The 12,805-nt window shown below is 45.1% G+C and carries 12 protein-coding genes and 1 tRNA gene; 6 read left to right on the forward strand and 7 right to left on the reverse strand.

Going from position 1 to position 12,805, the window contains the following annotated elements:
* Window positions 1-19: 19 nt before the first annotated feature.
* Window positions 20-583, forward strand: coding sequence for a hypothetical protein (locus tag IPL71_RS15280; protein ID WP_345323059.1), 564 nt, complete (start codon window positions 20-22; stop codon window positions 581-583).
* A 19-nt stretch (window positions 584-602) separates the two neighbouring features.
* Here the strand turns inward: IPL71_RS15280 and IPL71_RS15285 are convergent, their stop codons facing one another.
* Together IPL71_RS15285 and IPL71_RS15290 are read right to left on the reverse strand one after the other, a co-directional pair.
* The gene (locus IPL71_RS15285) at window positions 603-863 is read right to left on the reverse strand and encodes an ATP-binding protein (protein WP_345323061.1); all 261 of its coding nucleotides are present in this window, start codon (window positions 861-863) and stop codon (window positions 603-605) included.
* Window positions 829-2,826, reverse strand: a complete 1,998-nt coding sequence (locus IPL71_RS15290; RefSeq protein ID WP_345323063.1) for a PAS domain-containing sensor histidine kinase — start codon at window positions 2,824-2,826, stop codon at window positions 829-831. The genes IPL71_RS15285 and IPL71_RS15290 overlap by 35 nt, the downstream gene beginning before the upstream one ends.
* Before the next feature lie 225 nt (window positions 2,827-3,051).
* Between IPL71_RS15290 and IPL71_RS15295 the strand changes: the two genes are divergently transcribed.
* Window positions 3,052-4,191: a hypothetical protein gene (locus tag IPL71_RS15295; RefSeq protein ID WP_345323065.1), complete on the forward strand. Its 1,140-nt coding sequence runs from the start codon at window positions 3,052-3,054 to the stop codon at window positions 4,189-4,191.
* Window positions 4,192-4,398: 207 nt separating this feature from the next.
* Window positions 4,399-5,064 carry a Type 1 glutamine amidotransferase-like domain-containing protein gene (locus IPL71_RS15300; RefSeq protein WP_345323067.1) on the forward strand — a complete coding sequence of 222 codons (666 nt, stop codon included), beginning with the start codon at window positions 4,399-4,401 and terminating at the stop codon, window positions 5,062-5,064.
* A 269-nt stretch (window positions 5,065-5,333) separates the two neighbouring features.
* Here the strand turns inward: IPL71_RS15300 and IPL71_RS15305 are convergent, their stop codons facing one another.
* From IPL71_RS15305 to IPL71_RS15320, 4 genes are all read right to left on the reverse strand, one after another.
* The gene (locus tag IPL71_RS15305) at window positions 5,334-6,755 is read right to left on the reverse strand and encodes a PDC sensor domain-containing protein (protein ID WP_345323069.1); all 1,422 of its coding nucleotides are present in this window, start codon (window positions 6,753-6,755) and stop codon (window positions 5,334-5,336) included.
* A 104-nt stretch (window positions 6,756-6,859) separates the two neighbouring features.
* Window positions 6,860-7,252 carry a hypothetical protein gene (locus IPL71_RS15310; protein ID WP_345323070.1) on the reverse strand — a complete coding sequence of 131 codons (393 nt, stop codon included), beginning with the start codon at window positions 7,250-7,252 and terminating at the stop codon, window positions 6,860-6,862.
* 129 nt (window positions 7,253-7,381) lie between these two features.
* Complete coding sequence (locus IPL71_RS15315; RefSeq protein ID WP_345323072.1) at window positions 7,382-8,233, reverse strand: hypothetical protein; 852 nt, start codon at window positions 8,231-8,233, stop codon at window positions 7,382-7,384.
* 79 nt (window positions 8,234-8,312) lie between these two features.
* A tRNA-Thr gene (locus tag IPL71_RS15320) sits at window positions 8,313-8,388 on the reverse strand.
* 101 nt (window positions 8,389-8,489) lie between these two features.
* On the opposite strand from IPL71_RS15320, the gene IPL71_RS15325 reads away from it, so the two are divergent.
* Window positions 8,490-9,761 (forward strand): glycosyltransferase, encoded by a 1,272-nt coding sequence (locus IPL71_RS15325; protein WP_345323074.1) that lies wholly within the window; start codon window positions 8,490-8,492, stop codon window positions 9,759-9,761.
* Window positions 9,762-9,939: 178 nt separating this feature from the next.
* Here the strand turns inward: IPL71_RS15325 and IPL71_RS15330 are convergent, their stop codons facing one another.
* A complete protein-coding gene (locus tag IPL71_RS15330; protein ID WP_514130800.1) occupies window positions 9,940-10,701 on the reverse strand; it encodes an NYN domain-containing protein in 762 nt (253 codons plus the stop codon).
* 267 nt (window positions 10,702-10,968) lie between these two features.
* On the opposite strand from IPL71_RS15330, the gene IPL71_RS15335 reads away from it, so the two are divergent.
* A complete protein-coding gene (locus IPL71_RS15335; protein ID WP_345323078.1) occupies window positions 10,969-11,652 on the forward strand; it encodes a response regulator transcription factor in 684 nt (227 codons plus the stop codon).
* 13 nt (window positions 11,653-11,665) lie between these two features.
* Window positions 11,666-12,805, forward strand: coding sequence for a sensor histidine kinase (locus IPL71_RS15340; protein ID WP_345323080.1), 1,140 nt, complete (start codon window positions 11,666-11,668; stop codon window positions 12,803-12,805).

Consider the following 12,805-nt stretch of genomic DNA (forward strand, 5'->3'; position numbering starts at 1 on the left):
GCTTTTTATCAGGAAATCCATGAAAAAAAATATCTTGATCGTTTTTGTTATTTTCACTGTTTTTGTTTCATCAGGTTGTACGCAAGAATTAGCTGTGCAGCCCTCAATATTTACGCCTTATCCAACCGTGGAAAACCCAATGGATATGATCCAGAGATTTGCCAAAGAAACTGCGGCAGCTCAGACCTTAATTGCTGGTGGTACTTTTGAAACTCCACTACCCACCATGGTCTCTCCTCAAAATTGGGCTTTCGTAGTCATTGGACAGAATGGGGATATATTTGGTGTGGACGATGATTTTATTTCAACCCTTGCTGTTCAGTCTATTCTGGTTGAAGGAACTGAATATCGAGGAGTAACTCTTTTTGATGTCTTATCCAGCGTGGGGTCTGTCAACTTTGGTGTCAATGAAATTGAAATCCATGGGAATTCGGTTTTTGTTTATGAGTTTGACCAGATATCAAATCAATCTCTTAATGCTGTTGTGCTGGTTCAAAACCTGTCAGGAGACTTTGATATGATTTCATTAAGTATTCCTCAGGAGAATTGGGTTTCAAATGTGAAGGTGATCCGTACCAGGTAGCGTTTTGCGCTGCCTGATTTCAGGTTTGTACTATTTTTCCCAAGTGTAAAGTGGAAGGTCGCTCCAGAATTTTCTTCGAGTCCACCCAAATTCTGCCGCCGTGAACTTCAACGATTCGTTTTACCAGAGCCAGCCCTACACCGGTTCCGTGAGTGTTTGAATCCAGTTTATCGAACAGACCAAAGATCTTTTCGTGGAATTGTTTCTTGATTCCAATACCGTTATCTTTCACGTAAAAAATGTATTCATCTTTTTCGATTTGCATTCCGATCTGGATCATGGGGATTTTTGCTCCCCATGAATTTACAGGAGTTGTCAACCAAATTTTGTATCACTTCAACAAGGCGTTCTTTGTCGCCATAAACGACGGGCAGGTCATGCGTGATTTCAACCGCGACTTGGTTTGCCGTCAATTGTCCTTCCACACGCCGTAAAGCTTCGTTGATGATCTCCGTAAACGGTATTTCCTGCGGCTCATTGATGATGCGCCCGACACGTGAAAGCTCAAGCAATTCGCTGAGCAGGCGGTGCATCTTCTCTGTCGCATCTGAGATGCGTTGAATATCAACCTGAAGTCGTTCAAAATTTCCGCTCCGTGCATCCCGCTCAAGGTAGCCCAGATATCCTCGGATTGTGATCAGTGGAGATTTGAGATCGTGCGATGCGGTGTAAGTAAAACGTTCCAACTCCGCATTTTTGGTTTCAAGCTCCGAGATCAATTTCCTCTGAATAGTTAATTCCTGCTCTAATGATTCCTGTAGGTAAGTATTATCAATGGCTACAGCTAGATTCGCGGCAATTGTCTCGAGCAGGCGTACATCATTTTCAGTAAAGGCATCCTCGCGCTCAATATTATCCATGGAAATGATACCAATAGCCTTATCCCTGATGATCATGGGGGCCGCCAGCGAGGATTTGACCGTTTTTTCGTATCTAAAAATTGCATTATGTTGAGCGGCAATATTGGCCCAATCTCTATTGATTAAAAGAGTCTTTTTCATCTCAAGTACTTTGGATGTCATCCCTTCGCCAAATTTGATGGGTAGGTCTTTGTGCTTTTTGTTCTCTTCATAATCGTAGGGAAAGTGAATTAGATTTGTTTGTGGATCATGGATCGCAATAAACAAGTTTGAGGCATTAAAGGCGAGTCGTATCTGTTCGCCTGTTTCCTCAAAGAAATTTAGCAGATTTGTTTTGGCGATGAGTGACTGGCTCACTCCGCGGACCGCGTTCAACTCTGCGAGGCGCTTTTGCAGCTGTTCCTCGGCTGTTTTTCGGGCCGTAATATCAAACAGAAAACCCTGTACTGTTATCTGACTTGTGGACGATTCCAAGACCAGAAGACTCTCGTCGTAGATCCAAATATATTTCCCGCTTTTGGTGAGCAGCCTGTATTCCATTTGCGGCATTGTATTTGTCTGTAATGCATTTTTTTCAATCGCTATGATTTTTTGCTGTTCGTCAGGGTGTATTTTGGAATACCATAAATATGGGTCGTTCAACCAGTCTTCGGGTGTGTACCCGGTTAACTCAGTAATTTGCGGACTTACATAGTGCCAGCGACCTACTTCTCCCGGTTCTGAAATGTAAATAACAGCAGGAATCTTTTCCACCAAATCACGATAACGGTTTTCCGCTTTGCGTAATTTTTCTTCCACATTGGTGCGGTCATTTAATTCCTGCATTGCATTTAAGATGTTTTTATTCAAACGGTTTATGATCAACCACTGCAGAATAGTGATAAGAAATATGGTTAAGCTTACTGTCAGGTAATCTGAAAAATTGTTAAATTTACTTAATTTATTCTCAATAATTTCTGCGGATTCCAGATAGCCGAGTATGGTGATCTCTATTAAAATAATTGTACCGATAATAAATGTGCCTTTGCGGCCGGCGAGTAATCCCGCTGAAATCAGAACGACTACCAATCCCATGACGGCTGTATCGCGTATGCCGTAGTTTTTATATAAGAGGGCGGAAATGATGACCAATGCTGAAAATAATGAAATCCATCGGGCCGTTATGTCGTACCGGTGATAAATCAAGATCAATGAGAGCAGAAAAATTATGCCGAGCAGGATCATTTCGTTTCTGTTTATATTGATCAATGCAAGTGCTATCGCACCCAAAAATCCCGCAATCAGGACAGCATTGACGATTTTGCGATCTCCGGACGAGAAGCCATCCGGCTCTTGTCCAGACGACTTTCCGAAAAAGAACTTTGGTAAATTGAAATTAGTCATAAAGAATTTCTTGAATATCGGCAGTGATTGCTGGGCTATTGTGATTATTTTCAGGTTTTATTTTTTTGACGTATGATAAAATTCCTGAAATTTCCGGGCGGAATTTTCTTAAATGACAGCGCTAATTTTTGTGAGCGTTCTGATACTTTATATTATATTGCTGTATTTAAAATAATGAATATTTTTTGGAAACATCATTTACTTTGATAAGGAGAATATTCTCTGATGAAATTGGTTATTCTTATACCAGACGGCATGTGTGATGTGCAGTATGAGGAACTTGGTGGTTTGTCTCCTGCTGAGTATGCACGAACGCCAGGCATGGATGAGATGGTTAGGCGGGGAAGTGTCGGATTGATGAAAACAATGCATGACGGGCTGCCTCTCGGGAGTTTGGTGGGTATTATGGGAATATATGGTTACTATCCGCCGCAGTATGTTCCTCGTGGACGATCTATTTTTGAATCATACGCCTTGGGTTTGAAGGCCAATCCTGATGATCTTGTTTGCCGTTGTAATATTGTAAAGGTGAACTCCTCTGGAGTTCTTGAGGATTTTACGGCGGGGCAGATCAGTAATGAATTGGCACGTGCTTATCTCGACGATGTGCAGATTCCAGCCGGCTTTGAAATTTACCACGACAATAGTTATCGAAATGTATTAATTTGCCGTGAAGAGGAAATTGACGATACGCAACTTGAATTATTTGAGCCTCATGAATGCATGGGCCTCTCAATTGATAATATCCTGCCGCGCTTTAAAGGTGAAATTTATAAGCCGTTTGTAGATATGATGTCTCGATCTGTCCGGGGAGATCTGATGTTGTGGCCCTGGGGTGCGGGAAGAATTCGGAACTTCCCGCCAATGCCTTATCGCAGTATGACGATTACCGGGTTGAGCTTTTTGTATGGCATGGCCACCGCGCTGGGCGGGAAGGCAATCATTCCGGATGGAGCCACTGGTTATCGCGGTTCAAATCTAAACGCTAAATTTAAGGCGGCCATGGATCATTTGGATGACGTGGATGTCTGTTTAATACATTGTAATGCGCCTGATGAAGAAGCGCATATTCATAATGTTGTTGGGAAAGCGCAGTCGATAGCCGATATTGACTCTCAAATTATTCAACCTTTGTTGCAATATCTGGAGACGTATTCCGAGCCTTGCCGGATTGTTCTTTTGCCCGATCATTATACGGTTTGCGATACTGGAAAACACCTTCCTGATCTGGTTCCGTACGTGATTTTTGGCGCAGGGATTGACTCGAATCATAGCCTAAAGGGATATTCTGAAACTGGAATTATTAATTCTGCACCTCCGGTAATGGATAGCCATCATTTGATCCAATTCCATTTGGGAAAATAGACTATATCCAAATGAAACTTTTTATTTCAAACCTCACAATACTGGTGCCGCACTATCCCGGTAGGGAGTCTTTGAAAAACACGATTATTACGCTATTTCGTAATAATGTGTGTTCTTTGCGGATTTTTTTCCGCCGTGTGTCATAAGCAATAGTTGGGCGGTAGACGAAGCAAAGAAAGGAGTTCTGATGAGAAAAGGAGAGACACCATGAAGTATCTTCTCACCTCGGCTGGCGTCAAGAACGCGAGCATCCACAACGCACTGGTCGACCTGCTGGGCAAACCGATTGCCGAGTCCAGCGCCCTCTGCATTCCCACTGCCATATACCCCTTCTCCATTGGGCCCACAATGGCCTACCGTTTCATCAGTGGAGCAACTTCCAGCCCTCTTACCGAATTGGGTTGGAAGTCGTTGGGAGTGTTGGAGCTCACCGCCCTACCCAGTATCAAGAGAGAGAATTGGGTCGCTCCTGTCGAGGAGGCTGACGCTCTGCTGGTGTTTGGCGGCGATGTCCTGTATCTGTGCCGCTGGATGCGCGAGTCCGGGCTGGCAGACCTCCTGCCGTCGTTGCGCGAGACGGTCTATGTGGGGGTGAGCGCCGGTAGTATGGTGACGGCCCCTGTTTTCGGAGAGACATACGACGACCCGAATACGCCCTTCGTCATCGATAAGGGGCTGGGTCTGGTTGACTTTGCGTTGCTTCCGCACATGGATCACAAGGACCACCCGGAAAGCTCCATGTCAAAAGTGGAAAGAATGGCGGCCGAGGTACCAGTGCCGACCTATGGAATTGACGACGAGACCGCCATCAAAGTGGTCGACGGAACCATCGAGGTCGTCTCCGAAGGCCATTGGAAACTGTTTACGCCCTAATGGAGACCGTGAACTGGTTTGTTCGTGCGCCATACTGGTTAACATTATCGTTGATTTTTTCATTCCAAAATAGCGACCATCACAAAAACCGCCCAACACAGCGTGTACTGGACGCTGGGGATTCTGCGCGTTTTACAAGCATTTCCCTCGCTTCGAATTTTTCCTGCTCCCAAGCATTGTCCACGCCCGCCCCAGCACCAGTAATGCAAACCGTTGAAAAGTAAAAAGGCGACCCGTTATGGATCGCCTTTTTACTTTTCAATCGGATGCTATTTTCCGTCATTTTTTCTGTTACTTCTTTTTCGTATGTCTGCGGCTCTTTTTTGCAGGTCGATAAAGAAATCGTTTTCAACGATTTCTTTTACCTGTTGTTCCCGCTTTGCCTGATCGATCTGGATGCTTAATTCTTTTACCTGCTGTCTCAGAGCTTGTTCGCGTGCGCGTAATTCCTGCGCCATTTTTTGGAATACGCGTGCCAGTTGTCCCAATTCGTCAGTTCGATTTGACACTTTTGTGAGCGGATCCAATTCCCATTTTTGTTCTTCAATATTTGCGGCTACGCCAGTAATGGTGAAGACCGGTCGAATGATCCATCCGGCCAGCAAATAACCCAGTATGGTCGATAAGATCAGCGCTGCAATGCCCAACACGGTGGTATTGCGAAGATTTTCTGTTACCTGCGCCATAAAATCACTTTCTGGTACTACGACAATAACAAGCCAGTCCAGTCCATTTGCATTTAAAGGATTGACTTGTGCATAATATTTTTCGCCGTTTTTTTCAAATGTAATTTGTTCTGACTTGTTGATGTTTGAAAAGTTTTCATATTGAGCGAGCAGATAGTCGGCGGTGTCACGTACCAATTGTGTGTCGCTGTCTTTCACATTTAGCCGGCTTTGTTCGTCATTGATCAGTGTGTACGGCGGTTGATCAGTGGACGTTGCCACCATGTTGCCGTCACGTTCAATGATAAATGCTTCTCCGTTTGGGCTAATCTCAAGGCTTCGCAGGAAGTTGCTGAGTTCTCCCAGCGTAAGATCAACGCCAAGAACGCCGAGCAGTTTCCCCTGACTGTCCTTGACCGGCATGACCGGGGAGATACCAAGTTCTTTTAGCGCAGAGAATGGATAAATTGGCGACCAGGTGAAATCATCTGCTGTCACTGCGGCTTGATACCAGTCGCGCACACGAGGATCGTATTCTTTTGATTCGAGTACTTCTTTGGGTTGCCCGCCAGCAGTGACGCTGTATGTGACGCGATTGGGCGTGGTGTCGGAATTTAATATTTTATATGCGGGTTGATCGCCTTTGTATTTTGTGTCGATCCCGAGGAAATATCCTTCTTCTGTGCCGTAATAAAGATAAGGAACCGAATCGCTGATATAGACCTCGTTCCAAAAAAGTTCACGTATCAGCTCGTACTGATCCAGTCCGGTATTTGTGGACTCTAAAACTGCAAGATTGATCTGGTGAAATAGTTTTGGCGGCTCGACAAAACTCACTATGCGTTCTTCAATTCGACTGGTAACTTCAAGATTTAAACGTTTTGCAAGGATTTCCACAGACGCAACGCCGTTTTGATAGGAAAACCAACCTGTTAAGCCCAGTGCGATAATAATCAGCACTGCAAGCAGCCCGGGAATTGCATAGCGGATGGAAATGGACGCTCGGGATAAATTATTTTCTGACATGGATCGCTCCTGTTGTAAATCTATGTGTAATCAAGGATTAAAAATCCAGCTTGCTGAATACATCCCCGCCGCGTTTACGGCGTTTGAGTCTCCAGTTGAATAAACTATTGTCGTAGACTTTTCGCATCTTCAAAAGGAAGTATACGGCAATACCGGCAAATATTAAACTCAGGCCTAAATAAATGAAAAAAGGCATTTGCGATGTTAAATTTTTCGCAGACGAACACAATTCCCAATGTTAATAGAGCTGATAAAAGCATCCCTACAGCCGGCGCGTAATTATCAGTGAAGAGCGCCACGCGTCCCCTGCGTTCCTCAGGCACAAAGCCCTGAAATGATTTTCTGGTTGATTCGTCAATTGTGTTGCGCCCGATTTTCAATACCACTGACCCAAGGGTGGCGGCGATGATTTCAGGAGACAGGATCATCGCGAGTGTGGAGCCAAGTGCAACAAAGGGCTGTATTAAAAAGGCATTTTTTAATTGCAGGCGCTGCACGATCCGGCTTGTTACGAAACCTTGTATTGCAAAAGAGGCCAACGCAATCATCAGCAGGTACAGACTGTATAAATTTTATAGGAAACGGGATCGGTAATGGTGCTTTTGGCGACTGCGAAAAAACGATACTCAAGTATCACATCGCAGGCGGTGATAAATACAACACCGATCAATAAATAACGAAATGAAGGCACTTCCATAATAAAATCGCGGCCCTCGGTTTAAAGTTTCCTTGATGGTTTCTTCGGTTTTGGCGAGTGGGCGGAGCGTTATTTTTTTCAAACCGATTGTTATCATGATAAAAACAAGCAGATAATAAAAAATATTTAATCTGATGACGACTTCAATAGACAGCACCTTGTTTTCCATCAACCCAAAGCTAAAAAGCAGGGCGGGCAAAAGTGTGGCGCCAATGCCGATCACCTTTCCAATAAAGCTCCAGCTTCCAATGGCGGGAATCAGGCGTTTTGCCTGGGCAATTTCAAAAATATCATTTGCAAGAACCCAAAAGAACATGGGAAACAACAACCATTGTTGTTGTGACATAAGATAAACAAGCGCCGCTGTAATTTTTTCAGACGAACTCACCAAACTGATAATTTCAACAACGACGAACATCAGAGCAAATGCAAACGATGTCCATTTTAATAACTCGATCCGGTCAAAGCGGTCTACGATCAGGGAGGCGAGCATGGCCGTGATAAAGATCAACACGCCATTAATTGCGTTTACGATCAGGATCTGATTTACACCCGCCGTATTAATCAGATCGCTAATGCCGATAATTCCGGTCATCTGGCGCGCAACAGTATTCCCCAACAGCAGAATGCTCAACAATACAAACAGCCCAAATTCATCATCATTCACATTGAATATTCTGCCCAAAATTTTCGCATGAAGCCTCGTGTTTTTTGTAGTATCTTCAGATAAATTCAATGTTTGTAATGGGATTTCCAGCCGCATTTCAAGATGATTTTTCAAGAAGAATGCATTATTATATCAAGGAAAATTTCCACACTAACAACAAAACCGCGCTGATGCGCGGCGTAATAATATCTTTTGGAGCCACCGGTCGGCTACGACCCGACGACCTAACGATTACGAATCGTTTGCTCTACCAGCTGAGCTACGGTGGCTTATAAGTGTTTTTGGAGCGGCGGGGATTATAAAGGATTACAGGTAAACTCGCAAGTTTTTAGATTTACACGTTGTCAGAAGAACGGGAATAAATGATTATATGCTTCGTATAGCAATGCTTTCTTACCATACTTGTCCATTAGCTACTCTCGGCGGAAAAGACACTGGCGGAATGAATGTCTACGTCCGCGATCTGACGCGTGAATTGGGGCGATTGGGTGTTCATGTGGATGTCTTTACCCGTTCACAAGATGAGCATGTTCCGCATGTTTTGCATGATCTTGGATATGGCAATCGCGTGGTTCATGTACCTTCTGGCCCTGAGGAACCGCAAGCCAAGAGTCAAATGGCGAATTACATCCCCGATTTTGTGGATGGGATAAAACAATTCGCCGCTGAAAAGGGGATTACTTATGATGTGATCCACAGCCACTATTGGATGTCTGGTTTGGCTGCAGAGGCGTTGAGCGATGCCTGGGGTGGAACCCCCATCGTCCACATGTTTCACACACTGGGTGAAATGAAGAATCGCGTGGCTCGTTCAGAGGGAGAACGCGCGGGCGTGGATCGACTCAATGGGGAGAGGCAGGTTCTCCGTCGAGCGGACCGGATCGTTGTCGCCACGTTAGCTGAGCAGACACAGTTGAGATTTCTCTACCGGGCAGATGACCGTAAAATGGTCGTCATTCCGCCCGGCGTGGATACGAGTCATTTTTATCCAATTCCAGCAGATGAAGCCAAACAGTATATTGGCTTGAGACCTGAGAATCGCATGGTTCTTTTTGTAGGACGTATTGAGCCATTAAAAGGGGTGGATACGCTGATACAAGCCATGTCTTGTTTGGATTTGCAGCAGGCTTATAAGCCTGTACATTTGGCGATCATTGGCGGTGAACCAAATGTGATTCCTGAAAATATGTCTGAGGAAATGGCGCGCCTGCAAAAGATGTGTGATGACCTGTGCATGGGTGGGATGGTTGTTTTTCTCGGTAAACGTGGACAGGATACTCTGCCGTACTATTATTCTGCCGCAGAAGTGGTTGTGATGCCGTCGCTTTATGAATCTTTTGGCATGGTGGCGTTGGAGGCAATGGCCTGCGGCACACCTGTTGTTGCCTCTGAGGTGGGTGGGCTTGGTTATCTTGTGCAAAACGGGGTGACTGGTTATACAATTCCAGACAGTGAGCCTGAAGCATTGTGTGAGAAATTATCCTGGCTATTGGGGGATGCTGATTTGCGCAGTTCAATGGGGCAGCGCGCTGCAAAATATGCAATGGATTATGCGTGGGATAAAATCGCTGCCCAGATTATTGACGTATACAAAGAACTGGTGAAAAAAAGGAAAATACTTTTTTACGGCCTGACAGTTTGAAAAATGGGACATAGATGAACGCTGATAAAAAACGTTTTTTGCTCATGCTTACCTGAGTTCACACCGCACTTGCGTTCGATGTAAGCGTCCGTGTTTCGTTTTGCGAATGTCTAAAAAATTCTTTCAACTATATAAATATAAAAATCCGCTGATTTGTGGTCAGCGGATTTTTATATTGTTACTCTTTGATTTTTACGAAGAACAAGGTCGAGCCATCCATAACCTGTGTTTTCATGTCAAAGCGATCTTTTAATTTGTTCATCATTTTTGAAAGTTGCTTGTGCCCGTATGTACGCGGATCAAAAGCCGGGTCAAGTTGATAAAGCGCATTTCCCATGTTTGCAAGAGATGCCCAGCCATCCTGTTGAACGGCCATTTCAAAAGCCTGAGTGAGAAGAGGCATTGGATCAGCTTCTTCTTTTTCGTCTTTGGTCTTTTTTGTTCCGCTTTTTTGCGCGCGCGGCTGCGTTTCAGCTTTTTTCTCGACGACTAGATTCTCGGTGTAAACAAAAACATCGCAGGCATTTACGAATGGCTTGGGTGTTTTCTTTTCCCCGATCCCCATGACGAAAATGCCAGACTCGCGAATGCGGGTAGCCAGACGGGTGTAATCACTGTCACTTGATACCAGGCAGAAGCCATCCACCACGCCTGAATGCAAAATATCCATGGCGTCAATGATCATGGCACTGTCAGTGGCGTTTTTTCCAATCGTATAGCGGAATTGTTGAATGGGTTGAAAGGCGTGAAAGTTAAGAATTTCCTTCCATGAGTTCATGCTGGTTGTTGTCCAGTCGCCATAAATACGGCGGACGGTTACCTGACCATAACGGCCTGCCTCCACAAGCATTTGAGAGAGCAGGGCTGCCTGAGCATTGTCACCATCAATAAGCATGGCGATCTTGTTGCGTGAAAGAGAGTTGATCTGTTCGTCTGCCATAAAGATATTATACACTTTTAAATACGCGACCGGTTTCATTGCGATGTGAGTGAAGCATATTCGCCGGGATACTGATGTCCCTTTGCGTTATGATTCTCCCGGCCCTGTAACCGTTATAATTTTAGTTGTTGCCAGGCACTCAATTTACTCAAAATAAACTTCAGGATGATTGCTGTAGGGTATCATTCTGATAATGTCTACTAACCTTTACCATATCTTTACAATTGCTTTATGATAAAGAAAACTCAACTTAGGTAAAATCCTCTCATGATTAAAATTCTTGTAATTGATGATGAACCCGCGATCGTAAATCTTGTGCAGGCTTATCTTAAGCCGGAAGGGTACGAAGTTTTTACTGCCATTGATGGGCCTTCGGGTCTTAAGGCTGTGCGGGCTTTCAAACCTGATTTGATCGTGTTGGATGTAATGCTGCCCGGTATGGATGGGCTTGAATTACTTTCACGGCTGCGTCGTGAGTCGCAGGTGTATGTCATCTTATTAACTGCCCGCACAGAAGAGACAGATAAGATCGTGGGGCTTTCAGTTGGCGCAGATGATTATGTGACCAAGCCGTTTAGTCCGCGTGAGTTGGTGGCGAGAGTCAAAGCGGCGTTGAGGCGTATTCAAACAGGATCAGGCTCGGGCGCAGAAGGAAGCGTGCTGGTCTTCCGTCACATGCGAATGGATCTGGATGCGCGTCAGGTGGCAGTGGATGATCAACTCATTGATCTCACGACCAGTGAATTCGATCTTTTGCGCGTGCTTGCTGAAAATCGCGGGCGCGTGCTCACTCGTGAACAATTATTGGAGCGTGTTTGGGGTGGCTCTTATTTTGGTGAGATGCGTGTAGTGGATGTTCACCTTGGGCATGTTCGTCAAAAATTGGGCAACCCCGATTTTATTGTAACTGTGCGCGGTGTGGGATATCGCTTTGATGATGAACCTTTATAAAAGTTGGTGAGCCATGAAAATTATCCGTTCTCATTTGGGCATTAAATTATTTCTTTCATATTTTGTTGTGATCGTGGTCGGCATGGCTGTGATCGGCATCATCACCAAGATCACCACGCCGCGCGCGTTTGCGCGCCATCTTTTATTCATGGAACAACAGTTGGGCACAGGGCAGGGACATGGGCAGGGGCAGGGGTTGGGCGCGGGCGGCATGATGTCTGATTTTTATCAAAATTTTCAACAATCATTTAATGAGTCGTTGTTGATATCAGTGGCTGCGGCTTCACTGGTGGCATTGCTGGTCAGTTTTATTTTTAGTAAAAATATTCTTGGGCCTGTTTCCGTGATGACCAGCGCCAGCCGGAGAATTGCAGAAGGTCATTATGATGAGCGGGTTGAACTGCGCGGCAATGATGAGCTTAATCAACTTGCGGGAAGTTTTAATCAAATGGCAGAGCAGCTCGAACAGGTTGAATCCATGCGCCGCCAATTGATCGGAGATGTGGCGCATGAACTTCGCACGCCGCTGACCGCGATCAAAGGTACTGCTGAAGCATTGATGGATGGTGTGCTTCCCGCATCTACAGAAACATATCAACAGATTCATTCTGAAGCCGGACGTTTGAGCCGTCTGGTTGATGACTTGCAGGAGTTGAGTCGTGTTGAATCCCGATCTACTCAATTGGATATCCATCCTGTGGATTCGGCTTCCTTAATTCAGACGGTGACGAAGCGATTAAAATATCAATTCGATGAAAAGCGTGTCAAACTGACTTTGAGCCTGCCGCGTGATCCCATACATGTTCTGGCTGATGAAGGGCGCATTCTTCAGGTGCTTACTAATTTGATCGGTAATGCCTTGCAATACACACCAGAGCATGGAACTGTGACCATTTCGATTGAACGTGACAAAAATGAAGCGCTTATTTCCGTCGCTGACACTGGCGATGGCATCCCTCCGGAACATCTTGCGCGCATCTTTGATCGTTTTTACCGTGTGGATAAATCCCGCTCCCGCGCGCGCGGCGGCTCAGGAATTGGTTTGACGATTGCGAAGCATCTTGTCGAGTCACATGGCGGCAGAATTTGGGCCAGGAGTGCAGGTAAAGAAAAAGGCAGTGTCTTTATATTTACACTGCCTCTGGCAAAATAA

Origin of the sequence: Candidatus Villigracilis proximus (assembly GCF_016717045.1) — a bacterium.
GTDB lineage: Bacteria > Chloroflexota > Anaerolineae > Anaerolineales > Villigracilaceae > Villigracilis > Villigracilis proximus.